Below are 22,436 nucleotides of genomic sequence, written 5' to 3'. Positions count from 1 at the left end.
CATTCGGCAATCGTGCCGCGGACTGATCCGGAGGGGAATCATGAGCGCACATGAGAGTATGGAGCACGCCGAGCATGCCCAGCATGCGGGCGGCGAGAACAAGAAGATCGCACTCCTGATCGCCGTGATCGCGCTCTGCCTGGCGCTGTCGGAAACCCTCGGCAAGGGCGCGCAGACCGAGGCGATCAGCAAGAATGTCGAGGCCTCCAACCTGTGGGCGTTCTTCCAGGCCAAGAGCATCCGCCGCACCACGGTGCAGACCGCCGCCGAACAGGGCAAGCTCGGCCTCGCCACCGCCCCCGACGATGCGGCCAAGGCGGCACTGCAGAAGCAGATCGACGACTGGCAGAAGACCGCGCAGCGCTACCGCTCGGAGCCGGACACCGGCGAAGGGTCGGAGCAACTCGCCGAACGCGCCAAGCATGCCGAGCATGACCGGGATGAGGCGACCGCGAAGTATCACCATTTCGAGCTGGCCTCGGCCGCCTTCCAGATCGCCATTGTGCTGGCGTCGGCAACCATCATCACCGGCATCATCACGCTGGCCTGGGTGGCCGGCATCGTCACCCTCGCCGGCGTCGCGATGACCGTGCTCGGCCTGTTCCAGCCGCATTTGCTGCATCTGCATTGATTTAAGGGAGCTCCACCCACGGTGTCGTCCCGGCTTTCGCCGGGACGACGCGTGGGGATATCCTCGAGACGCGCACCTCAAGGATGACGGGTTGAGCAGGATTTGCAGGAAACTCAGCGCGCCTGATGCACGCTCTTGCGGAAGCGCGCGATCATGCGGAAGGTGCGCGCGGCCCAGCCGTCGCCGTCGCCGCGCAGGATTTCCAGGGCGTGCTGCTTGACCGGCTCGACCAAAGCGGTCGCCTTGGCGCGCAGCGAGATGACGAAATCATAGACCGTCTGGAACCAGCGCATCTGCATCAGCTTCGGCCGCGTCACGTCGAACAGGAACGCAGTGATGCCGACGCCGACGAACTTCGCGAACAGGATCAGCGTAACAGCGGTCAGCCAGTATTCGTGCGTCAGCAGCCACAGCCCGATCAGCTTGAGCGGAAACAGCGAGATTGCCGGCACGACGAAGATGATCAGCGTCATTTGCGGCGACAGCGAATGGACCCGCTCGGCGACCCAATGCTTGACCGCGCGCAGCGGGATGGCCGCGACCACGCGCGCCACGATCGGCTCGAGGTGATCCCACAGCCACGCCTCGATCAGGAAGATGATCGCGAGCAGGACCCAGAGCGGCTGAAGCAAGCGGCGCAACATCGTCGTGATCTCTCGATCATGATGCGAAACGCCGCATCATGATCTCATCAATTTGCCAGAGCGTGAAGCCGGTTTCAGTTATCCGGATCACACTCCACCCGGCTCGCGCCGGGCACTCGATCACATATGGATGGCGCGTTTGCCCACCGCAAGCGCGGCTTCCTTGATGGCCTCCGAACGGGTCGGATGGGCGTGGCAGGTGCGGGCCAGATCCTCGGCCGAACCGCCGAACTCCATCAGGACGCAGGCTTCGTGGATCATTTCGCCGGCCTCGATGCCGACGATGTGCACGCCGAGCACGCGATCCGTCTTCGCATCTGCGAGAACCTTCACGAAGCCATCCGTGGTCTGGTTGACCTTGGAGCGGCCGTTGGCGGTGAACGGGAATTTGCCGACGGTATAAGCGACGCCGGCCTGCTTGAGCTCTTCCTCGGTCTTGCCGACCGACGACACTTCCGGCGTGGTATACACGACGCCTGGGATAACGTCGTAGTTCACATGGCCGGCCTGGCCCGCGATGATCTCGGCGCAGGCGACGCCTTCGTCTTCCGCCTTGTGCGCCAGCATCGGTCCGGCCACGACGTCGCCGATCGCGTAGATGCCCTTCACCGAGGTCGAGAAGTGCGCGTCGATCTGAACGCGGCCGCGATTGTCGAGCACGACGCCGGCCTCCTTCAGCCCGAGCCCTTCGGTGTATGGCACGCGGCCGATGCAGACGAGCACGACGTCGGCTTCGATCGTCTCCGCCGCGCCGCCCGCGGCCGGCTCGACCTTGGCCTGCAGCGTCTTGGCGGAAGTATCGATCGCGGTGACCTTGGCGCCGAGCTTGAACGCAAAGCCCTGCTTTTCCAGGATGCGCTGGAATTGCTTGGCGATCTCGCCGTCCATGCCCGGCAGGATGCGGTCGAGGAATTCCACCACGGTGACCTTGGCGCCGAGGCGATGCCAGACCGAGCCGAGCTCGAGCCCGATCACGCCGGCGCCGACGATCAACAGGCTCGACGGCACCTTCTCCAGCGACAGCGCGCCGGTCGACGACACGATGCGCTTCTCGTCGATCTCAATGCCCTTCAGCCGCGCGATGTCAGAGCCGGTGGCGATCACGATGTTCCTGGTCTCGACGGTCTCGGTCTTGCCGTCGCCGGAGACCTCGACCTTGCCGGCACCGAGGATCTTGCCGGTGCCCTTGAGCACGTCGATCTTGTTCTTCTTCATCAGGAACTCGACGCCCTTGACGTTGCCGTCGATGCCCTGCTGCTTGAAGTTCATCATCGCGGGAAGATCGAGCTTCGGCGCGGAGACGCTGACGCCCATCTTGGCGAAGGAGTGCCCGGCTTCCTCGAACATCTCGGAAGCGTGCAGCAGCGCCTTCGAGGGCATGCAGCCGACATTGAGGCAGGTGCCGCCGAGCGTCGCGTTCTTCTCGACCACCGCAACCTTCATGCCGAGTTGCGCCGCGCGGATCGCGCAGACATAGCCGCCGGGCCCGGTGCCGATAACGACGAGATCGTAAGATGCCATGATGGAAAGTCCTGTAACCAAGTTCTGTGACAGTTAGGCGAGCATGATCTTTTCGGAAAACCGCTTCACGCTTTTCCGGATCATGCTCTATCGACCGCCCGACACGTCGAGGATCGTGCTGGTGACATAGGAAGCCTCGTCCGAGATCAGCCAGACGATGGCGTTGGCGATTTCGTCCGCGGTACCGACGCGCTTCATCGGCACCATATGCGCGAGGCGGTGCGCACGATCGGGCTCGCCGCCGGCAGCATGGATTTCGGTGTCGATCAGGCCTGGCCGGATGCCGGCGACGCGGATGCCTTCGCCTGCGACCTCATGGCCGAGGCCGACGGTGAACGAATCGATCGCGCCCTTGGAGGCAGCATAATCGACATACGTGTTGGGCGCGCCGAGCCGCGCCGCGACCGAGGACAGGTTGACGATGACGCCGCCCTTGCCGCCGTGCTTGGTCGACATCCGCTTCACCGCTTCGCGGGCGCAGAGAATGGAGCCGGTGACGTTGATGGCCATCACGCGCCGGATGCGCTCGGCTGACATCTCGTCGACGCGCACGCCGCTGGTGCCGACGATGCCGCCATTGTTGACCAGCGCGCCGAGCGCGCCGAACTTGTCCGCCGCCTTGAACAGCTCGAGGATCTCGCTCTCCTCGGCGACATCGCATTTCACCGCGATGGCCTTGCCGTTGCTGGCCTCGATCTGGGCGACGACCTCGTCGGCCGCCTGCTTGTTGCTGGCATAGCCGACCACGATGCGATAGCCGCGCGCCGCGGCAGCGAGGGCGGTGGCGCGGCCGATGCCGCGGCTGCCGCCGGTGATGATGACAACCTTATCCGTCACTTTGATCCCCAACAATGAGCGCTCAAACCGATTGCGGCGCCCGAGCAGGTCGAGCGCCGCGCGCGAACGACCTTACAGGTCCAGCACGAGCCGCGCCGGATCCTCCAGGCTCTCCTTGACGCGCACCAGGAAGGTGACCGCTTCCTTGCCGTCGATGACGCGGTGATCGTAGGACAGCGCCAGATACATCATCGGCCGCACCTCGATCTTGCCGCCGACCACCATCGGCCGCTCCTGGATCTTGTGCATGCCGAGAATGCCGGACTGCGGCGCGTTGAGGATCGGCGTCGACATCAGCGAGCCGTAGATGCCGCCGTTGGTGATGGTGAAGGTGCCGCCCTGCATCTCGTCGATCTTGAGCTGGCCGTCGCGGGCGCGGCGGCCGAAATCGGCGATCGACTTCTCGATCTCGGCGATCGACTTGTGATCGCAGTCGCGCACCACCGGCACCACGAGGCCGCGGTCGGTGCCGACCGCAACGCCGACGTGATAGTAGTTCTTGTAGATCAGGTCGCTGCCGTCGATCTCGGCGTTGACGGCCGGGATGTCCTTCAGCGCCTGCACCACGGCCTTGGTGAAGAAGCCCATGAAGCCGAGCTTCGAGCCGTGCTTCTTCTCGAACGCATCCTTGTAGTGCGCGCGCAGCGCCATGACGTTGGTCATGTCGACCTCGTTGAAGGTCGTCAGCATCGCGGCGGTGTTCTGCACGTCCTTGAGGCGGCGCGCGATGGTCTGGCGCAGCCGGGTCATCTTCACGCGCTCCTCGCGGGCGGCATCGTCGGCCGGCGACGGCGCACGGACCTGCACGGCGGCGGCGGGCTGGTTGACCGGGGTCGGCGCCGAGGCGGCCTTCTCGATCGCGGCCAGCATGTCACCCTTGGTGACGCGGCCGTCCTTGCCCGAGCCGGGCACGGTGGAGGCGTCGATGCCGCTCTCGGCCGAGAGCTTGCGGACCGAGGGCGCGAGCGGCGCATCGACCGGCGGCGCCTTCGGCGCAGCGGCGGCTGCCGGCGCGGCGGCAGGGGCCGCGGCGGGCGCCGCAGCCTTGGCGGCCGGGGCAGCGGCAGCAGGCTTGGCCGCAGCCGCGCCGTCATTGATCTGGCCGAGCAGCGCGCCGACGGCGACCGTCTCGCCGTCCTTGGCGATGATCTCGCCGAGCGTGCCCGCGGCCGGCGCCGGCACCTCGATCGTGACCTTGTCGGTTTCCAACTCCACCAAGGGCTCGTCCACCGCGACGGCCTCGCCTGCCTTCTTGAACCAGCGGCCGATGGTGGCCTCGGTCACGGATTCGCCGAGCGTTGGAACGCGAATTTCAGTCATGGTCTTTTCCTCAGATAACCCTGCGGTCATGAAACTTGTGCGGCCACCACCGTCCGCCAACAGCGAACGATCCGGTACTCCGTGACGACAGCAATTGAGCTGGATGACGCGGGGTACCGGATGCCCCGCGCGAGTCGGGGCATGGCTTCAGTGAAGGTCGTTAGTTCAGTGCGTCGTCGAGCAGCGCCTTGAGCTGCGCCAGATGCTTCGACATCAAGCCGGTGGCGGTTGCCGCCGCGGCCGGACGGCCGGCATAGCGCGGACGCTTGTTCGGCGCGTTGATCTGGTTCAGCACCCATTCGAGATAGGGCTCGATGAAGTGCCAGGAGCCCATGTTGCGCGGCTCTTCCTGGCACCAGACCATCTCGGCACCCTTGAAGCGGCCGAGTTCCTGCACCAGCGCCTTGAGCGGCACCGGATAGAGCTGCTCGATGCGCATCAGGTAGATGTCGTCGATGCCGCGCTTCTCGCGCTCCTCGTAGAGGTCGTAATAGACCTTGCCGGAGCACAGCACGACGCGACGGATCTTGTCGTCGGGTTGCAGCTTGATCGCCTCGTTCGGCAGCATCTGGGCGTCATCGTACAGGATGCGATGGAACGTCGCGTTCTGGCCGAGCTCGTCGAGCCGCGACACTGCACGCTTGTGGCGCAACAGCGACTTCGGCGTCATCAGGATCAGCGGCTTGCGGATCTCGCGATGCAGCTGGCGCCGCAGCACGTGGAAGTAGTTGGCCGGCGTGGTCGGATACACCACCTGCATGTTGTCTTCCGCGCACATCTGCAAATAACGCTCGAGGCGCGCCGAGGAGTGCTCCGGTCCCTGCCCTTCGTAGCCATGCGGCAGCAGGCAGACCAGCCCCGACATGCGCAGCCATTTGCGCTCGCCCGAGGAGATGAACTGGTCGAACACGACCTGCGCGCCGTTGGCGAAGTCGCCGAACTGCGCCTCCCACATCGCGAGCGCATTCGGCTCGGCCAGCGAGTAGCCGTACTCGAAGCCGAGCACCGCCTCTTCCGACAGCAGCGAGTTGATGACCTCGTAGTGGCCGGTGTCATCGCCGCCGAGATGGTTGAACGGCGTGTAGCGGCTCTCGTCTTCCTGGTCGATCAGCACCGAATGGCGCTGCGAGAAGGTGCCGCGCTCGGAGTCCTGGCCGGACAGCCGCACGTGATGGCCTTCCTGCAGCAGCGTGCAGAACGCCAGCGCCTCGCCGGTCGCCCAGTCGATGCCAACGCCGGTGTCGATCGCCTTGGCGCGATTGTCGAGGAAGCGCTGGATGGTGCGGTGGACGCGGAAACCGTCGGGCACCTTGGTGATCTTGCGGCCGATGTCCTTCAGCACCGCGATGTCGACGCCGGTGACGCCGCGGCGGGCGTCCTCTTCCTGGTCGGCGATCTTGAAGCCGGCCCATTTGCCGTCGAGCCAGTCGGCCTTGTTCGGCTTGTAGCCGGTGCCGGCCTCGAACTCGGCATCGAGTCGCGCGCGCCAGTCGGCCTTGGCCTTCTCGACCTCGCCTTCGGTGATCACCTTGTCGGCGATCAGCCGCTTGGCGTAGATCTCGAGCGTGGAGGGCTGCGAGGCGATCCGCTTGTACATCACCGGCTGGGTGAACGCCGGCTCGTCGCCCTCGTTGTGGCCGTGGCGGCGATAGCAGAACATGTCGATGACGACCGGCTTGTGGAATTTCTGCCGGAACTCGATCGCGACCTTGGCGGCGAACACCACGGCCTCGGGATCGTCGCCGTTCACGTGGAAGATCGGCGCGTCGATCATCTTCGCGACGTCGGACGGATACGGCGAGGAGCGCGAGTAACGCGGATAGGTGGTGAAGCCGATCTGGTTGTTGACGATGAAGTGCAGCGAGCCGCCGGTGCGGTAGCCCTTCAGATCCGAGAGGCCGAAGCATTCCGCGACAACGCCCTGGCCCGCGAACGCCGCGTCGCCATGCATCAGCAGCGGCAGCACCGAGATGCGCATGTCGGGCGGATCGCCGTGCTGATCCTGCTTGGCGCGCACCTTGCCGAGCACGACGGGATCGACGATCTCGAGATGCGAGGGGTTCGCGGTCAGCGACAGATGGATCCGGTTGCCGTCGAACTCGCGGTCCGAGGATGCGCCGAGGTGATATTTGACGTCGCCGGAGCCTTCCACCGAGTCCGGATTGGCCGAGCCGCCCTTGAATTCATGGAACAGCGCGCGGTGCGGCTTGGCCATCACCTGGGTCAGCACGTTGAGACGGCCGCGATGCGGCATGCCGACCACGACTTCCTTCACGCCGAGATTGCCGCCGCGCTTGATGATCTGCTCCAGCGCGGGGATCAGCGATTCACCGCCGTCGAGGCCGAAGCGCTTGGTGCCGGTGAATTTGACGTCGCAGAACTTCTCGAAGCCTTCGGCCTCGATCAGCTTGTTGAGGATCGCGCGGCGCCCCTCGGGGGTGAAGCTGATTTCCTTGTCCGGCCCCTCGATGCGCTCCTGGATCCATGCCTTCTGCGCGGCATTGGAGATGTGCATGAACTCGACGCCGAGCGTCTGGCAATAGGTGCGCTCGCAGATCTGCACGATCTCGCGCAGGGTGCCGTATTCGAGGCCGAGCACGTGATCGAGGAAGATCTTGCGGTCGAAATCGGCCTCGGTGAAGCCGTAGGAGCGCGGATCGAGCTCCTCGCGGTCGCGCGGGGCCTCGATGCCGAGCGGATCGAGCTTGGCGTGGAAGTGGCCGCGCATCCGGTAGGCGCGGATCAGCATCAGCGCGCGGACCGAATCGCGGGTGGCCTGATGGACCTCGGCGTCGGAGAGCTCGGCGCCCTTGGCCTGTGCCTTGGCGACGAGCTTGGTGCCGACCGCCTTCTCGACCTGGGCCCAGTTCCCATCGAGCGCGGAGGTCAGATCGTCCTGCGGCGTCACCGGCCAGTTGTCGCGGCTCCAGGAGGCGCCCTCGGCGTTCTTCTGCACGTCGGCGGGGGCGTCCTTCAGGCTCTTGAAGAACTCCTGCCATTCGGCGTCGACGGACGACGGGTCCTGCTCGTAGCGGGCATAGAGGTCATCGATGTAGGCAGCGTTGGTGCCCTGCAGGAATGACGAGAGGGCAAAAGCGGCGTTCGCATCTTGGCGAGACATGCGGAAGTCCTGGTGATTTTTGGTTGGCGCGTAGAAGACGGCGCATGCCGGTCTGGGAAAGTGGGGCCGGCTGGATAGATACCCTTTACCCTATCTAGGTCGGATAATCCTGCCTAAAAGAACCAAGAAATGAATTCGATTTCGAAGCATGTTGTCGCGCCGCGAACACCGGCCACAAACGTAAAACGCGCGCTTCCGGAGGCCTGAACCGCCGGGAAGCGCGCGCAAAAGTGAAGAAGCAGGCTGACCGTCAGTCGACCGACGGGTTACTTCAGCATCTCGGCCAGCGTCTTGCCGAGGCGCGCCGGCGACGGCGACACCCTGATACCTGCGGCTTCCATCGCCGCGGTCTTGGAACCGGCGTCGCCCTTGCCACCGGAGATGATCGCGCCGGCATGGCCCATGCGGCGGCCAGGAGGTGCGGTGACACCGGCGATGAAGCCGACCATCGGCTTCTTGCGACCGCGCTTGGCCTCGTCCTTGAGGAACTGGGCGGCGTCTTCCTCGGCCGAGCCGCCGATCTCGCCGATCATGACGATCGACTTGGTGTTCTCGTCGGCCAGGAACATCTCGAGCATGTCGATGAATTCGGTGCCCTTGACCGGGTCGCCGCCGATGCCGACCGCAGTGGTCTGGCCGAGGCCTTCCTGGGTGGTCTGGAACACTGCCTCATAGGTCAACGTGCCGGAGCGGGAGACGATGCCGACCGAGCCGGGCTTGAAGATGTTGGCCGGCATGATGCCGATCTTGCACTCGCCGGCGGTCATCACGCCCGGGCAGTTCGGCCCGATCAGCCGCGACTTCGATCCCGACAGCGAGCGCTTGACGCGCACCATGTCGAGCACCGGAATGCCCTCGGTGATGCAAACGATCAGCGGGATTTCCGCGTCGATCGCCTCGCAGATCGCGTCCGCGGCGCCCGGCGGCGGCACGTAGACGACGCTGGCGTCGGCGCCGGTCTTCGCACGCGCTTCCGCGACGGTGTCGAACACCGGCAGGTTGAGATGCGTCGCGCCGCCTTTGCCCGGCGCCACGCCGCCGACCATCTTGGTGCCGTAAGCGATCGCCGCTTCCGAGTGGAAGGTGCCGTTCTTGCCGGTAAAGCCCTGGCAGATGACCTTGGTATTCTTGTCGATCAGGATGGACATACATTCACCTTCGAACTTGTGATTAGTGCGTGGTCGTCATTCGGACGGGTCAGTAGCTGAGCGCGCAGGCCGCTGTCAGGCGAAGATCATCGTCTGGCGTACTGCAGGCCAGGTCTTTGCTTCCAATGGATAGGTGCGTGATCTTGCGTTGATCAGCATTGCCTTGGCAGTTCGCGTTTTCCCAGCGAAACTGGAAAATGTTGTCAGTCGGATCCGACGAGACGTTGGCCGTCTCGACAAAGGCGTAACGGTCGCGCTGAGAGACCGTGTCAAGGTAGGTCGTCGCGAGCTTCACGCACGCCGCTTGCGCTTCCGCGATTTTCTTGGCGTCATCCGCAAACGTGACGTTGCCATAGAGCAGCGCAGGCACGCTCCATATCAGACTCTGGCGCAACGTCGCATCGCTAATCCGCATGGACATGGCTTCACTGCACCCGCCGGTACACGCCGGTGAGCACGTCGGCCCACCCTTCCGCGTCAGGCGAGAACTGGATCTTCATGTTGTACGTATTGTCGTCGACGACCTCGTAGACGTGACGGGCATTGCCGCGCAGCGAACCGCGCACCAGGATCAGCGATTTGTTGATCCAGCCGCCGGAAGCCGGCGACGGCGGGTAGTAGCCGAGCGAATCGTGCCAGAACAGCTTGTAGGTCCGATCCTCGCGGTCATAGGTGAAGACGCCGTGAGTGGCGAAGCTCTGCTTGCCGTCGCGCATCTGCACCGTGTCCTGGATCAGATAGAAGCCGTTCAGCGCGATGTGCGCCGAAACATGCGAGGTCGCTGGACCACCCTTGGTCCAGCGCGAGGGATAGACCATCTCGTCGCCGCTCCACTCGCCTTCGAAAACCGCGAGCTTGCGGTGTTCTTCCAGCGGTGCCGGTGCGTCGAGATGATCGGCCATCGTTAGCCTCCCTTGACGGCGTTCACGATCTTCTGTGCTGCGTCATCGAGATTGTCGGCGGGCACGACGTTGAGACCGCTTTCGCGGATGATCTTCTTGCCGGCGTCGACATTGGTGCCTTCGAGGCGCACCACCAGCGGCACCTTGAGGCCGACCTGCTTCACCGCGGCCACCACACCCTCGGCGATCACGTCGCACTTCATGATGCCGCCGAAGATGTTGACCAGGATGCCCTTCACGTTCGGATCGGCGGTGATGATCTTGAAGGCGGCCGCGACCTTCTCCACGCTGGCGCCGCCGCCGACGTCGAGGAAGTTCGCCGGCGACATGCCGTACAGCTTGATGATGTCCATGGTCGCCATGGCGAGGCCGGCGCCGTTGACCATGCAGCCGATATTGCCGTCGAGCGCGACGTAGTTGAGGTCGAACTTCGACGCCTCGATTTCCTTGGCGTCTTCCTCGGTCTCGTCGCGCAGCGCCATCACGTCGGGATGACGATAGAGCGCGTTGCTGTCGAACGACACCTTGGCATCGAGCACGCGCAGCGCGCCCTGCTTGGTGACGACGAGCGGGTTGATTTCGAGCATCGCCATGTCCTTGGCGACGAAGGCGGCATAGAGCTGGCTGGTCAGCTTCTCGGCCTGCTTGGCGAGGTCGCCGGTCAGCTTCAGCGCCTCGGCGACGGTGCGGCCGTGGTGAGCCATGATGCCGGTGGCCGGATCGACCGAGAAGGTGACGATCTTCTCGGGCGTGTTGTGCGCCACGTCCTCGATGTTCACGCCGCCTTCGGTCGAGACGACGAAGGAGATTTCGCTGGTTTCACGGTCGACCAGGATCGAGAGGTAGAACTCCTTGTCGATCTCGGAGCCTTCCTCGATGTAGAGGCGATTGACCTGCTTGCCGTGGGGGCCGGTCTGGATCGTGACCAAGGTCGCGCCGAGCATCTGCTTGGCGTACTCGCCGACCTCGCCGACCGACTTGGCGATGCGGACGCCGCCCTTGTCGCCGGCGGATGCTTCCTTGAACTTGCCCTTGCCGCGGCCGCCGGCATGGATCTGGCTCTTCACCACCCAGATCGGACCGGGAAGCTGCTTGGCGGCCGCCTCGGCCTCCTCCGGCTTCAGCAGCGGAACGCCGCGCGAAATCGGCACGCCGAACTCATGCAGCAGTGCCTTGGCCTGGTACTCATGGATATTCATGGATGGACGCTCCCGAACCCTCGTGCGGCGAACTTTCACGTCAGCCTTGCGACTGGCATACCATATACCAACGCTCGCGCAACTACAAAATCCGCCAGAATTTCATCATCTTGCACCCGATAGACGATCGCAATCGCCTATCGGGTCATTGCCAGACCAGATTACTTGCCGAGCAGATCGGGCGCGATCTTCTTGCAGGCGTCGACCAGGCCCTGCACCGAGGCAACCGACTTGTCGAAGCCTTCACGGTCCTTGCCGGCCAGCTCGATCTCGACGATGCGCTCGACACCCTTGGAGCCGATCACGACGGGTACGCCGACATACATGTCCTTCACGCCGTATTCGCCGTTGAGATAGGCGGCGCAGGGCAGCACGCGCTTCTTGTCCTTCAGGTAGCTCTCGGCCATCGCGATCGCGGAAGCGGCCGGCGCGTAGAAGGCGGAGCCGGTCTTGAGCAGGTTGACGATCTCGGCGCCGCCGTTGCGGGTGCGGTCGACGATCTCGTCGATGCGGGCCTGCGAGGTCCAGCCCATCTTGACGAGGTCGGGCAGCGGAATGCCGGCGACGGTGGAGTACTTGGTCAGCGGCACCATGGTGTCGCCGTGGCCGCCGAGCACGAAAGCGGTGACGTCCTCGACCGAGACGTTGAATTCGTCGGCCAGGAAATAGCGGAAGCGCGCCGAGTCGAGCACGCCGGCCATGCCGACCACCTTCTTGTGCGGCAGGCCGGAAGCCTTCTGCAGCGCCCACACCATCGCGTCGAGCGGGTTGGTGATGCAGATGACGAAGGCGTCGGGCGCGTACTTCTTGATGCCGGCGCCGACCTGCTCCATGACCTTGAGGTTGATGGAGAGCAGATCGTCACGGCTCATGCCGGGCTTGCGCGGCACGCCCGCGGTGACGATGCAGACCTTGGCGCCGTCGAGCGCGTCATAGGAATTGGCGCCGACCAGGTTGGAGTCGAAGCCGTCGACCGGCGAGGACTGCGCGATGTCGAGCGCCTTGCCCTGCGGCACGCCCTCGGCGATGTCGAACAGCACGACGTCTCCCAGTTCCTTGAGTCCGACGAGGTGCGCCAGCGTTCCGCCGATCTGTCCGGAGCCAATCAGTGCAATCTTGTCGCGTGCCATGGGAAATCAGTCCTTTGAACTGCTGCAGGAGGGAGGGAAGTCGGTTGCAAGGGTGGTTATCCCTTTCGAATGATCCATTCAAGTCAGGGCCTGCAAGTCAGGGCCTGCAAGTCAGGGCCTGCCCGATCGGCGGCCCTGCCTCGAATTCGATCAGGCATGCCAGGGCACTCGTCATTCCGGGGCACCGCGGAGCGGTGAACCCGGAATCTCGATCCGCAACTGCTGGATTCCGGGTTCGCGCTACGCGCGCCCCGGAATGACGTTTGCTAGGTTTCGACCAGGCCGGTCGACGAACCGCTGGCCGATGAATCCTTCCGGCCGTGAGGCAATGCCAGATAGGATTCCGAACTCATCTCGATCAGGCGCGAGGATGTGCGCTTGAACTCCATTGCCTCGACGCCTTCGTCGGCAAGGTACAGCGACACCGGATCGGCCGCCGCCGAAGCCATCAGCTTCACGGCATTGTCATAGAGCGTGTCGATCAGCGAGATGAAGCGCTTGGCGGCGTTGCGCTCGGCGTAGTCCATCACCGGAATGTGGTCGACCAGGATCGTATGGTAGTCATGCGCGAGCCTGAGATAGTCGGACGCGGCAAGCGGCTTCTCGCAAAGATCGGCGAAGCCGAAGCGCGCGACGCCGTGCGACGAGCACGGCACGTGCAGCACGCGCCCCTTGATCGCGATGTCGCGCGACTTGCACGGCGCGTTGCCGGTCATCTTGCGCCAGGCCGCGTCGAGCTCGGCGTCGGCCGCTTCATCCGCCGGCACCAGCCACATCTTCACGCCGAACAGTTTTTCGAGCCGGAAGTCGGTGCGCGCATCGAGCCGCAGCACATCCATGTGATCGGTGATCTGCGCGATGAACGGCAGGAACAGCGCGCGGTTGAGGCCGCCCTTGTAGAGATCGTCCGGCGCCACGTTCGAGGTCGCGACCACGACGGTGCCGAGCTCGAACAGCTTGGCGAACAGACGCCCGAGGATCATCGCGTCGGCGATGTCGGTGACGTGGAATTCGTCGAAGCAGAGCAGCCAGGCCTCGTCGAAGATCGCCTGCGCGGTGAGCGCGATCACGTCGCTATCTGCGATCTCGCCGCGCGCGATCTGCTGGCGATAGCCGAAGATGCGCTCATGCGTCTCGGCCATGAATTCGTGGAAATGCGCGCGGCGCTTGTGCTCGACCGGGCTCTGCTGGAAGAACAGATCCATCAGCATGGTCTTGCCGCGGCCGACCTCGCCATGGACGTAGAGGCCGCGCGGCGGCCCGTCGTCCTTGTCGCCGCCGAACAGACGGCCGAACAGGCTCTGCTTGCGCTGCGGCTTGTAGCTCGCGAGCCGCTCCTCGACCGCGCCGAATGCCTCTGCGGCGCGCGCCTGCGCCGGATCAGCCTCGATCGCGCCGGAGGCGACCAGGGCCCTGTAGTGCTCGAGAAAGGAACTGGGCGAGGTGGACAGCATGGGCCCACCTTACGGCCCTACTGCGCGGCAAATTGCAAGCCGTGAATTTCGGCGATGGGGCATGCAGTTTGCTCCCCCTCGCCCCGCGCTTGCGGGGAGAGGGTCGGGGTGAGGGGCTCTCACCGCCCGACGTGGTCTATCGATAGACCTGTACCCCCTCACCCGGATCGCATCTTCGATGCGATCCGACCTCTCCCCGCAAGCGGGGCGAGGTGAAGAGGCTCACGCGCAGAGCGCGTAGGAATCCTCGACCACATAGGGACCGCCGCCGGTCGACGCGCGCGACGAGAACAGCACGAAGCGGTCTGCCGTGAAGGTGCGGCTCGGGAAGTAGCCGCGCACGGACAGATAATCCGCGACGTCCTGGCTCGATGCGTCATGCAGACGCGCGAGCGTGACATGTGGCGTGAATTTTCGGCCCTCGGGATTGAGCCCCATCCGCTGCATCATCCGCTCGAGCTCGGCCTGCAATTCGATCAGCGGCCGGCTCGGCTCGACGGAAGCAACCACCGCGCGCGGCTTGCGTCCACCGAAGCTCTGCAGGCCTTTCAGCTTGACCTCGAACGGCTTGCGGTTCACCCGAAACAGCATCGATGCGATCTCGTTGGCCCAGAGGCCGTCGATATCGCCGATGAAGCGCAGGGTGACGTGATAATTTTCGGGATCGATCCAACGTGCGCCGGGAAGGCCGCCACGCAAGTTGGAGAGGGTCTGGCCAATCTCGGCCGGAATTTCCAGTCCAGTGAACAGACGCGGCATCGCTATAATCCTCGATGCAGTGGCGCGAGTTTTGGGAGCCCGCGCCGTCTAACTAACCCCGGTGACGAATCACCGACGTCTCTTTTGTACCCGAGATATATGACTCTGCGAAGCATAAGGCGTTAACAGGTCGTAAACCCACAGGCATCGTGTGGCGCAATGCCTGCGTTTCAGCTGCGTTGCGCCGATAATGTGCCGAGAAATGCCTCCACGCTGGGCAGGATATTCTTCACGACGATATCCACACCCGCGGCGGTCGGATGCATGCCGTCGGCCTGGTTGAGCTTGGCGTCGGCGGCAACGCCGTCGAGAAAGAACGGATAGAGCGGCACGCCGAGCGATTTCGAAAGATCGGGATAGATCGCGTTGAACTTCGCCGCGTAATCGCTGCCGTAATTCGGCGGCGCGAGCATGCCGCACAGGAGCACGGCGATCTTGCGCGCCTTCAACTTTGTGATGATGTCGGACAGCGCGGCGCGCGTCACCGCGGGATCGACGCCGCGCAGGGCGTCATTGGCGCCGAGCTCGACGATCACGGCGTCGGTTCCGTCGGGCACCGACCAGTCGAGCCGCTCGCGGCCCCCCGAGGTGGTATCGCCGGACACCCCGGCATTGACCATATCGACCTTTATCCCCTTGGCTTCCAAGGCTTTTTGCAGGCGGACCGGGAACGCCGCGGCGGCCGGCAGGCCGTAGCCGGCACTTAAGGAGTCGCCCAGGACCACCATCTTGATAGGCTTCACCGAATCCGCGGTCTGCGCATTTGCAGCCGTCATCAAGCCCATAAGCAACACGAGTATGTGCACGAAGATTCGCAACCGGCTCTCGACCGCAACCGCGGAAGTGCCATATGACCGAACCATGGACAGTCTCATCGAATCCTCTTCACTGAACGACGTCGAGCCGGACACCATCTCCGTCAAGAACGTCAACCTCTCGCTCGGCAGCGGTGCAGCACGGGTTCATATCCTCAAAGATATCAGCCTTCGTGTGGCAGCGGGTGAAGCCATCGGCCTGATCGGCCCGTCGGGTTCGGGCAAGTCGACCCTGCTGATGGTGATGGCGGGGCTGGAACGTCCAGACAGTGGAGAAGTGGTCGTCGGCGGCACCGCATTCAATGCCCTCGACGAAGATGCGCTGGCGCGCTTCCGCGGCCGCCAGGTCGGCATCGTCTTCCAGTCGTTCCATCTGATCCCGACCATGACGGCGCTGGAGAACGTCGCGGTGCCGCTCGAACTCGCCGGCAATGCAGATGCCGCGGCGCGCGCCGCGCAGGAGCTGCAATCGGTCGGCCTCGGCGAGCGGCTGCATCACTATCCGACGCAGCTTTCCGGCGGCGAGCAGCAGCGCGTTGCGATCGCGCGCGCACTCGCGCCCGATCCCGCGATCCTCGTCGCCGACGAGCCGACCGGAAACCTCGATGAGACGACCGGCAAGCAGATCGTTGATCTCTTGTTCACCAAGCACGCCGAACGCGGCATGACCCTGGTGCTGGTGACGCACGACCTCGCGCTCGCGCAGCGCTGCGACCGCGTGGTGCGGCTGCGCTCCGGCCGCATCGAAGGGCCGTCCGCAACATGAGCATTGCGTCCGAAGTCGCGGTGCAGAGCCGCGCGTCGTCGCTTGCCTTCCGCTACGCGCTGCGCGAACTGCGCAGCGGCCTGCGTGGCTTCTACGTCTTCATCGCCTGCATCGCGCTCGGCGTGATGGCGATCGCCGGCGTCGGCTCGGTCGCGGCCAGCCTCGGCGACGGCCTGTCGCGCGAGGGCCGCACGCTGCTCGGCGGCGACGTCGCGTTCTCGCTGATCTCGCGCGAGGCAAAGCCCGAGGAGGTCGCGTTCCTGCGCACGCGCGGCGAGGTCTCGGTCGCAACGACTTTGCGCGCGATGGTCCGCAGCAGCGACGCCAAGCTGGCGCTGGTCGAGCTCAAGGCGGTCGATAACAAATACCCGATGCTCGGCGAACTCACGCTCGAGCCGAACATGCCGATCGCCGATCTGCTGGCCGAGCGCGACGGCGCCTATGGCGCGGCGGCCGATTCCACGCTGCTGGCGCGGCTCGACCTGAAGCTCGGCGACCGCGTCACCGTGGGCAGCGCGACCTACCAGATCCGCAGCGTCGTGGTGGCCGAGCCGGACAAGCTGGCCGGCGGCGTCGGCCTCGGCCCGCGCTTCCTGGTCAGCGAAGCCAGCCTGCGCGCCACCGACCTGCTGCAGCCGGGCAGCCTGGTGCGCTGGATCTACCGGGTGAAACTGCCCGACGGCGGCAACGACGATCGCGCCACCACCGCGCTGATCGACGGCGCGCGCAGTGCCGCGCCGGAAGCCGGCTGGGAGGTCCGCAGTCGCAGCAACGCCTCGCCGCAACTGGAACGCAGCATCAACCGCTTCACCCAGTTCCTGACCCTGGTCGGCCTCGCTGCATTGCTGGTCGGCGGCGTCGGCGTCGCCAACGCGGTGAAGAGCCATATCGACCGCCGCCGCGACGTCATCGCCTCGTTCAAGGCGCTCGGCGCCACCGGGCGCGATGTCTTCACGATCTATCTCACGCAGGTGGTGGTGCTGGCCGGGATCGGCTCGGTGATCGGGCTTGCGCTCGGCGCCGCGCTGCCGTTCGCGATCGTCGGCCTGTTCGGCAAGCTGCTGCCGCTGCCGGTGGTGCCGGCGCTGCATCCGGGCGAGCTTGCGTTCTCCTTCCTCTACGGCCAGCTCACGGCGCTCGCCTTCGGGCTGTGGCCGCTCGGCCGGGTGCACGACGTGCCGGTGGCGGCGCTGTTCCGCGAGACCGTGTCGAGCGAGTGGCACCGCCCGCGCTGGAGCTACCTCGCGCTGATGGGTGTCGTGATCGTGCTGCTGATCGCAGTCGCGATCGGGCTCGCCTACGACAAGCGGGTGGCTTCCGTCTTCGTGGTGTCCTCGATCGCCGTGTTCCTGCTGCTGCGCGGGGTTGCCGAGATCCTGATGGCGATAGCCCGGCGGCTGCCGCGCAGCCGCATGACCATGCTGCGGCTCGCGATCGCCAACATCCACCGGCCCGGCGCACTGACGCCGTCGGTGGTGCTGTCGCTCGGCCTCGGGCTCGCCGTGCTCGTCACCATCACCCAGATCGACGGCAATCTGCGCCGCCAGTTCCTCGCGGCGCTGCCGGACCGCGCGCCGTCGTTCTTCTTCATCGACATCCCCTCCACCGAAGCCGACCAGTTCGGCGCCTACCTGAAGAAAATCTCCCCGGATTCCACCATCGAGGACGTACCGATGCTGCGCGGGCGGATCGTCGCCGCCCGCGGCGTCAAGGCCGACCAGCTCAAGCCGTCAGTCGATTCGGAATGGGTGCTGCAGAGCGACCGCGGCCTGACCTACACCGGCGAGGTTCCCAAGGGCTCCAAGATCGTCGAGGGTGAATGGTGGGGGCCGGACTACAGCGGGCCGCCGCTGGTCTCGATGGAGAAGAAGATCGCCGACGGGCTCTCGCTGAAGATCGGCGACGAGGTCGTCGTCAACGTGCTCGGCCGCGACATCCACGCCAAAATCGCCAATCTGCGCAACATCGACTGGCAGGGGCTCGGCATCAACTTCGTGCTGGTGTTCTCGCCGAACGCCTTCAAGGGTGCGCCGCACAGCCATGTCGCGACCCTGACCGAGGTAAATCCGGACGCGGCCGGCGATGCCCGCATCATCAAGCAGGTCGCCGACGCCTTCCCGATGGTGACCAGCGTGCGGGTCCGAGAGGCGCTGGAGACGGTCGGCAGCGTGGTCAACAACCTCGTGCTGGCGATCCGCGGCGCCAGCGCCGTGACGCTGATCTCGGCGATCCTCGTGCTCGGCGGCGCGCTCGCCGCCGGTCACCGCCACCGTGTCTACGACGCCGTCATCCTCAAGACGCTCGGCGCCACGCGGGCGCGGCTGCTCGGCGCCTACGCGCTGGAGTATCTGATGATCGGCCTTGCAACCGCCGTGTTCGGGGTGATCGCCGGCTCGATCGCGGCGTGGCTGATCGTCACCCGGCTGATGACGCTGAGCTTCGTCTGGCAGGCCGGCAGCGCGGCGCTGGTGGTGGTCGCGGCCCTCGTCGTCACCGTCGGCCTCGGACTGGCGGGAACACTGCTCGCGCTCAATCAGAAACCCGCCTCGGTGCTGCGGAATTTGTGACAATTTGTAGCGGCGCGCGTGCCGCATTTCCCTATAAATCCTTGATTAGAGCGACATTCAGCCGCGCGTGGAAGCTTGCGCGGAATATGGTAGTTTCCCACATGTCAAACGGGTCGGATGGCCGCCTTGATGACATGGAATTAATCTTCCTTAAGTCACGCCATCCGAGATAGATTTACACCGGCGCCGCAAATCCCTTGCGCTACACCGGGACCAACCACGGGAATTCGACCATGTCGGACCTTGACCGCAACTATAATTCTCCCTTCGGCCGGGCCGCCGGTCGGGTCGACGCTGTGGCCGTCGACGCCGGTTTGCGCGCCTACATGCTGCGCATCTACAACTACATGAGCATCGGCCTCGCCATCACCGGCTTCGCCGCGCTCGGCGTCTATCTGGCAGCCGTAGCCGATCCGTCCAGCGCCGTCGCGCACTTCGGCAAGGTGCCGCTGACGCAGTTCGGCTATGCGATGTTCGTCAGCCCGCTGAAGTGGCTGTTCATCCTCGCCCCTCTGGTGATGGTGTTCGTCATCTCGGCCGGCATCAACCGCCTGCAGCCTGCGACCGCCCAGCTGTTGTTCTGGGTGTTCTCGGCACTGATGGGCATCTCGCTGTCGTCGATCTTCCTGGTGTACACGCACACCTCGATCGTGCGCGTGTTCTTCATCACCGCGGCTACGTTCGGTGCGCTCAGCCTCTACGGCTACACCACCAAGCGTGACATGAGCGGCATGGGCTCGTTCCTGTTCATGGGCCTGATCGGCATCATCATCGCGAGCCTGGTCAACCTGTTCCTGGCGAGCTCGGCGCTGCAGTTCATCGTGTCGGTCGTCGGCGTGCTGGTGTTCGCGGGCCTCACCGCCTGGGACACCCAGCGGCTGAAGAACGACTACATCTACGGCTACGCCTCGCAAGGCGGCGTGATGGCAGAGCGCGCGGCAATCACTGGTGCGCTGTCGCTCTACCTGAACTTCATCAATCTGTTCACGCTGCTGCTGCAGCTGCTCGGCCAGCGCGACTAAGCGCTTCAGGCGAGCCGTTCAAATCCCAAGCCCCGGCCAAGCGGCCGGGGCTTTTCTTTTGGGCGGGGCAAAATAGTGTCGCGCCATGTCCGATCCTGAAATGTCCGATCCGGAAATCAGGTCCACTGCCGAGGCGGACCTTCCCTCCATCACGGCGATCTACGAGCAGGCGGTGCGCTTCGGCACTGCGACCTTCGAGCTGGTGCCCCCGGACCTCGCCGAGATGACGCGCCGCTACCGGGCGCTGATCGACGGCGGCTTCCCGTACTTCGTCGCCGTGCTGGACGGTCGCGTGGCCGGCTATGCCTATGCCGGCCCCTATCGGCCGCGGCCGGCCTACCGCTTCACGGTCGAAAACTCGGTTTACCTCGATCCCGCGGTGCATCGCCGCGGCATCGGCTTCAAGCTGTTGCAGCGCCTGATCGTCGAATGCGAGAGCCGCGGCTTCCGCCAGATGATCGCGGTGATCGGCGATTCCGCCAATGCCGGCTCGATCGGGCTGCACCGCCGCTGCGGCTTCGCAATGATCGGCACGCACCCGAATGTCGGCCTGAAGTTCGGCCGCTGGCTCGACACGGTAATGATGCAGCGCGCGCTCGGCGAAGGCGCAGCAACGCTGCCGGCGGATTAGCGGGAACGCGTAGCCCGGATGGAGCGAAGCGCAATCCGGGACAGGCCATCCGCGGAAAGACCGCCCCGGATTTCGCTGCGCTGCATCCGGGCTACGGGTGCAGAGCTAACCAGCCTACACCAGCGACAGCTTCCGATCGATCACGAGCAGCACGCGCTCGAGCTCGTGGCCGCGGCGCAGGATCAGGCCGGTCGCCGAGATCACGCTGTACATGCCCTGCTTGCGCGCGAGCCGCGGATCCTTCTCGATCCGGTAGATCGGCATTTCGGACGCGCGGCGAAACACCGAGAACACGGCGCGGTCCTTCAGGAAGTCGATCGCATAGTCGCGCCACTCGCCGTCGGCGACCATCCGGCCATAGAGATTGAGAATACGGTTGAGCTCAATCCGGTTGAACGTCACACGGTTGGGCTGGGCAGCCGCGGTGGCGGGACGCGCCACCGCGCGGCTCCCGCTCGGATCGGTGTCCTCCGAGATCAAACTCATCGAGCGCCTCCTGTCATCCCGGTGACGATTCTCACCCGCAGTCCCATTTCGGGATCGTCACGAGAGTGACATGATCGCGCTAAGCGCGGGGAGCCGCAAGAGGCCATTCGCAACGCAACCGGGCCTCGATCCCTGCCGCGTGCACCGATTGTCCCAAAAAGCGCTTATCCCTGAAGGGGTCACGGGAACGTTAGCAAGAATCATATTGCTGCCCCACTTCCGCCCATCGCCCGCCCCGCTGCCCTGCGAAAAGATAATCCTGCGTTGGCCCGGTCCTTTCGGTTCCGGATTCCTCAGCCCCCAGCCCCCCGGGGCCGTCGGGATCGGGCCTGTACGCAGGGGGACAAGATCCCCAACACTGGGCCAACGAAAGTTGGTCCTTTTTGTTTTTCGGGACCAACGTTTCCCGATGGGGCTCGCGGACGATACGCCCGCGCGCAAGCCAGCCGATTTCGCTTCAGTTGATGTCGAAGGACGCGACCGCGAGTCTGCAAGGACTCAGCGATCGACCAGGCGCGGCTTGTGCCGCGACGCGTTAGTGAAGCGACGTGAACGCGGCGCCGAGCATCGCGCCCGGCTTGTCGCGATTGCCGTCCTGGACATAGACGGCCGCGGCGTCGACGCCGTCGCGCGAGATGTTCTCCAGCGGCACGGTCCAGCTTCCCGACGAACCGTTCCAGTCACCGACCTTCAGGAGGTTGCGCACCACATTGTGGTAGGTGATCTCACGGCCGCGGTTCTCGCCGCGCTGGATCTGGATCGGCACCGCCTTCGAGACCGAGCAGATCCACACCTCGCCGCGCGCCGCGGTCGGCGCCTTGGCTGCGGCCACCGAAACGTTGATCTGCTTGCCAGTCAGCGTCATCGTCACCGGCACCGACATCACGCCGGTGCTCCTGTCGGTGTCCCTGATCGCGCTCTCGATGCTGCTGCGATCGCTGCCGATCACATGCATCGAACCGTTGATCACAGCCTGCGGCGTGTAGACGTCGCGATCGCCGCGCATGTGCGAATAGGCTTTCTGGCGCGCGCTGAAGCGGGAATCGGCCAGCGTGTCCTTCCAGCCGAGATAGTCCCAATAGTCGATCGGCATGCTCAGCGCGATGACGTTGGGGTCCTTCGCAAGCTCACCGATGATCTTGTCCGCGGGCGGACAGGACGAGCATCCCTGCGAAGTGAAGAGTTCGACGACAGCACGCGGATCGGCGTGAGCGGGGCGGATGATCGCGACGATTGCGCAGATGCCAAGCGCGCTGGACCATCGCGAGATACGATTATAGGCCATCATCGCTGTCATACTGCGAACCAGTCGTGATGATTTCCATCCGTATTTGTACGGAGCATGAAGTTGTGTCCCTTAACTGCGTGCCCCAGAACGCGAGAAAGCGGCCTTTGTCATAGGCCGCCTTCTTTTTGGTCGCTACTCACTAAGCGGTGAGGGTCTGATCACAAATCCGCGTTGGAGCACGGTTCAAGACCATGC

At 64.8% G+C, this 22,436-nt stretch carries 20 protein-coding genes; 5 read left to right on the top strand and 15 right to left on the bottom strand.

The features are described 5' to 3' along the window. Positions 1 to 40 precede the first annotated feature (40 nt). Positions 41 to 631, top strand: coding sequence for a DUF4337 domain-containing protein (locus JQ633_RS16100; protein ID WP_211986008.1), 591 nt, complete (start codon positions 41 to 43; stop codon positions 629 to 631). Positions 632 to 744: 113 nt separating this feature from the next. On the opposite strand, the gene JQ633_RS16095 is transcribed toward JQ633_RS16100, so the two are convergent. The 13 genes from JQ633_RS16095 to JQ633_RS16035 form a co-directional block, all read right to left on the bottom strand. Then, positions 745 to 1,275: a hypothetical protein gene (locus JQ633_RS16095; RefSeq protein WP_211986007.1), complete on the bottom strand. Its 531-nt coding sequence runs from the start codon at positions 1,273 to 1,275 to the stop codon at positions 745 to 747. 120 nt (positions 1,276 to 1,395) lie between these two features. Next, positions 1,396 to 2,796 carry a dihydrolipoyl dehydrogenase gene (gene lpdA / locus JQ633_RS16090; protein ID WP_211986006.1) on the bottom strand — a complete coding sequence of 467 codons (1,401 nt, stop codon included), beginning with the start codon at positions 2,794 to 2,796 and terminating at the stop codon, positions 1,396 to 1,398. A gap of 87 nt (positions 2,797 to 2,883) precedes the next feature. Then, positions 2,884 to 3,633, bottom strand: a complete 750-nt coding sequence (locus tag JQ633_RS16085) for an SDR family oxidoreductase (protein WP_211986005.1) — start codon at positions 3,631 to 3,633, stop codon at positions 2,884 to 2,886. A gap of 72 nt (positions 3,634 to 3,705) precedes the next feature. Beyond that, entirely contained in the window at positions 3,706 to 4,953 is a 1,248-nt protein-coding gene (odhB, locus tag JQ633_RS16080) for a 2-oxoglutarate dehydrogenase complex dihydrolipoyllysine-residue succinyltransferase (protein WP_211986004.1), read from the bottom strand. Positions 4,954 to 5,113: 160 nt separating this feature from the next. Beyond that, a complete protein-coding gene (locus JQ633_RS16075) occupies positions 5,114 to 8,074 on the bottom strand; it encodes a 2-oxoglutarate dehydrogenase E1 component (RefSeq protein ID WP_211986003.1) in 2,961 nt (986 codons plus the stop codon). A gap of 266 nt (positions 8,075 to 8,340) precedes the next feature. Then, positions 8,341 to 9,222: a succinate--CoA ligase subunit alpha gene (gene sucD / locus JQ633_RS16070; protein ID WP_211986002.1), complete on the bottom strand. Its 882-nt coding sequence runs from the start codon at positions 9,220 to 9,222 to the stop codon at positions 8,341 to 8,343. 49 nt (positions 9,223 to 9,271) lie between these two features. Further along, complete coding sequence (locus JQ633_RS16065; RefSeq protein ID WP_211986001.1) at positions 9,272 to 9,643, bottom strand: hypothetical protein; 372 nt, start codon at positions 9,641 to 9,643, stop codon at positions 9,272 to 9,274. Positions 9,644 to 9,647: 4 nt separating this feature from the next. Beyond that, positions 9,648 to 10,124, bottom strand: a complete 477-nt coding sequence (locus tag JQ633_RS16060; RefSeq protein WP_211986000.1) for a DUF1579 family protein — start codon at positions 10,122 to 10,124, stop codon at positions 9,648 to 9,650. Between the two features lie 2 nt (positions 10,125 to 10,126). Then, complete coding sequence (gene sucC / locus JQ633_RS16055; RefSeq protein WP_211985999.1) at positions 10,127 to 11,323, bottom strand: ADP-forming succinate--CoA ligase subunit beta; 1,197 nt, start codon at positions 11,321 to 11,323, stop codon at positions 10,127 to 10,129. Positions 11,324 to 11,484: 161 nt separating this feature from the next. After that, positions 11,485 to 12,453 carry a malate dehydrogenase gene (gene mdh, locus JQ633_RS16050; RefSeq protein ID WP_211985998.1) on the bottom strand — a complete coding sequence of 323 codons (969 nt, stop codon included), beginning with the start codon at positions 12,451 to 12,453 and terminating at the stop codon, positions 11,485 to 11,487. A gap of 266 nt (positions 12,454 to 12,719) precedes the next feature. Beyond that, the gene (zapE, locus tag JQ633_RS16045) at positions 12,720 to 13,907 is read right to left on the bottom strand and encodes a cell division protein ZapE (RefSeq protein ID WP_211985997.1); all 1,188 of its coding nucleotides are present in this window, start codon (positions 13,905 to 13,907) and stop codon (positions 12,720 to 12,722) included. 222 nt (positions 13,908 to 14,129) lie between these two features. Then, positions 14,130 to 14,666 carry an RNA 2',3'-cyclic phosphodiesterase gene (thpR, locus tag JQ633_RS16040; RefSeq protein WP_211985996.1) on the bottom strand — a complete coding sequence of 179 codons (537 nt, stop codon included), beginning with the start codon at positions 14,664 to 14,666 and terminating at the stop codon, positions 14,130 to 14,132. A 170-nt stretch (positions 14,667 to 14,836) separates the two neighbouring features. Then, positions 14,837 to 15,472, bottom strand: coding sequence for an arylesterase (locus JQ633_RS16035; RefSeq protein WP_211986080.1), 636 nt, complete (start codon positions 15,470 to 15,472; stop codon positions 14,837 to 14,839). A gap of 55 nt (positions 15,473 to 15,527) precedes the next feature. Between JQ633_RS16035 and JQ633_RS16030 the strand changes: the two genes are divergently transcribed. The 4 genes from JQ633_RS16030 (at position 15,528) to JQ633_RS16015 (ending at position 20,467) form a co-directional block, all read left to right on the top strand. After that, the gene (locus JQ633_RS16030) at positions 15,528 to 16,247 is read left to right on the top strand and encodes an ABC transporter ATP-binding protein (protein ID WP_211985995.1); all 720 of its coding nucleotides are present in this window, start codon (positions 15,528 to 15,530) and stop codon (positions 16,245 to 16,247) included. Further along, the gene (locus JQ633_RS16025) at positions 16,244 to 18,814 is read left to right on the top strand and encodes an ABC transporter permease (protein WP_211985994.1); all 2,571 of its coding nucleotides are present in this window, start codon (positions 16,244 to 16,246) and stop codon (positions 18,812 to 18,814) included. The genes JQ633_RS16030 and JQ633_RS16025 overlap by 4 nt, the downstream gene beginning before the upstream one ends. Before the next feature lie 233 nt (positions 18,815 to 19,047). Further along, entirely contained in the window at positions 19,048 to 19,836 is a 789-nt protein-coding gene (locus JQ633_RS16020; protein ID WP_211985993.1) for a Bax inhibitor-1/YccA family protein, read from the top strand. Between the two features lie 100 nt (positions 19,837 to 19,936). After that, entirely contained in the window at positions 19,937 to 20,467 is a 531-nt protein-coding gene (locus tag JQ633_RS16015) for a GNAT family N-acetyltransferase (protein WP_211986079.1), read from the top strand. Between the two features lie 114 nt (positions 20,468 to 20,581). Here JQ633_RS16015 and JQ633_RS16010 read toward each other — a convergent pair whose 3' ends face one another. Further along, positions 20,582 to 20,953, bottom strand: a complete 372-nt coding sequence (locus JQ633_RS16010; RefSeq protein ID WP_211985992.1) for a DUF2794 domain-containing protein — start codon at positions 20,951 to 20,953, stop codon at positions 20,582 to 20,584. Between the two features lie 535 nt (positions 20,954 to 21,488). Beyond that, entirely contained in the window at positions 21,489 to 22,250 is a 762-nt protein-coding gene (locus JQ633_RS16005; RefSeq protein WP_211985991.1) for a DUF1223 domain-containing protein, read from the bottom strand. Positions 22,251 to 22,436: the final 186 nt, after the last annotated feature.

The sequence above is a fragment of the Bradyrhizobium tropiciagri genome, assembly GCF_018130505.1.
GTDB classification, from domain to species: Bacteria; Pseudomonadota; Alphaproteobacteria; order Rhizobiales; family Xanthobacteraceae; genus Bradyrhizobium; species Bradyrhizobium tropiciagri_B.
The sequence above is the reverse complement of the archived record's forward strand: the minus strand, read 5'-3'. Positions and strand labels throughout refer to the sequence as shown.

Excerpts from the sequence above, each read along its gene's own strand:
- JQ633_RS16100 (WP_211986008.1), top strand. The coding sequence starts at position 41 with ATGAGCGCACATGAGAGTATGGAGCACGCCGAGCATGCCCAGCATGCG.
- JQ633_RS16095 (WP_211986007.1), bottom strand. The coding sequence starts at position 1,275 with ATGTTGCGCCGCTTGCTTCAGCCGCTCTGGGTCCTGCTCGCGATCATC.
- lpdA (WP_211986006.1), bottom strand. The coding sequence starts at position 2,796 with ATGGCATCTTACGATCTCGTCGTTATCGGCACCGGGCCCGGCGGCTAT.
- odhB (WP_211986004.1), bottom strand. The coding sequence starts at position 4,953 with ATGACTGAAATTCGCGTTCCAACGCTCGGCGAATCCGTGACCGAGGCC.
- JQ633_RS16075 (WP_211986003.1), bottom strand. The coding sequence starts at position 8,074 with ATGTCTCGCCAAGATGCGAACGCCGCTTTTGCCCTCTCGTCATTCCTG.
- sucD (WP_211986002.1), bottom strand. The coding sequence starts at position 9,222 with ATGTCCATCCTGATCGACAAGAATACCAAGGTCATCTGCCAGGGCTTT.
- JQ633_RS16065 (WP_211986001.1), bottom strand. The coding sequence starts at position 9,643 with ATGTCCATGCGGATTAGCGATGCGACGTTGCGCCAGAGTCTGATATGG.
- JQ633_RS16060 (WP_211986000.1), bottom strand. The coding sequence starts at position 10,124 with ATGGCCGATCATCTCGACGCACCGGCACCGCTGGAAGAACACCGCAAG.
- sucC (WP_211985999.1), bottom strand. The coding sequence starts at position 11,323 with ATGAATATCCATGAGTACCAGGCCAAGGCACTGCTGCATGAGTTCGGC.
- mdh (WP_211985998.1), bottom strand. The coding sequence starts at position 12,453 with ATGGCACGCGACAAGATTGCACTGATTGGCTCCGGACAGATCGGCGGA.
- zapE (WP_211985997.1), bottom strand. The coding sequence starts at position 13,907 with ATGCTGTCCACCTCGCCCAGTTCCTTTCTCGAGCACTACAGGGCCCTG.
- thpR (WP_211985996.1), bottom strand. The coding sequence starts at position 14,666 with ATGCCGCGTCTGTTCACTGGACTGGAAATTCCGGCCGAGATTGGCCAG.
- JQ633_RS16030 (WP_211985995.1), top strand. The coding sequence starts at position 15,528 with ATGGACAGTCTCATCGAATCCTCTTCACTGAACGACGTCGAGCCGGAC.
- JQ633_RS16025 (WP_211985994.1), top strand. The coding sequence starts at position 16,244 with ATGAGCATTGCGTCCGAAGTCGCGGTGCAGAGCCGCGCGTCGTCGCTT.
- JQ633_RS16020 (WP_211985993.1), top strand. The coding sequence starts at position 19,048 with ATGTCGGACCTTGACCGCAACTATAATTCTCCCTTCGGCCGGGCCGCC.
- JQ633_RS16015 (WP_211986079.1), top strand. The coding sequence starts at position 19,937 with ATGTCCGATCCGGAAATCAGGTCCACTGCCGAGGCGGACCTTCCCTCC.
- JQ633_RS16010 (WP_211985992.1), bottom strand. The coding sequence starts at position 20,953 with ATGAGTTTGATCTCGGAGGACACCGATCCGAGCGGGAGCCGCGCGGTG.
- JQ633_RS16005 (WP_211985991.1), bottom strand. The coding sequence starts at position 22,250 with ATGACAGCGATGATGGCCTATAATCGTATCTCGCGATGGTCCAGCGCG.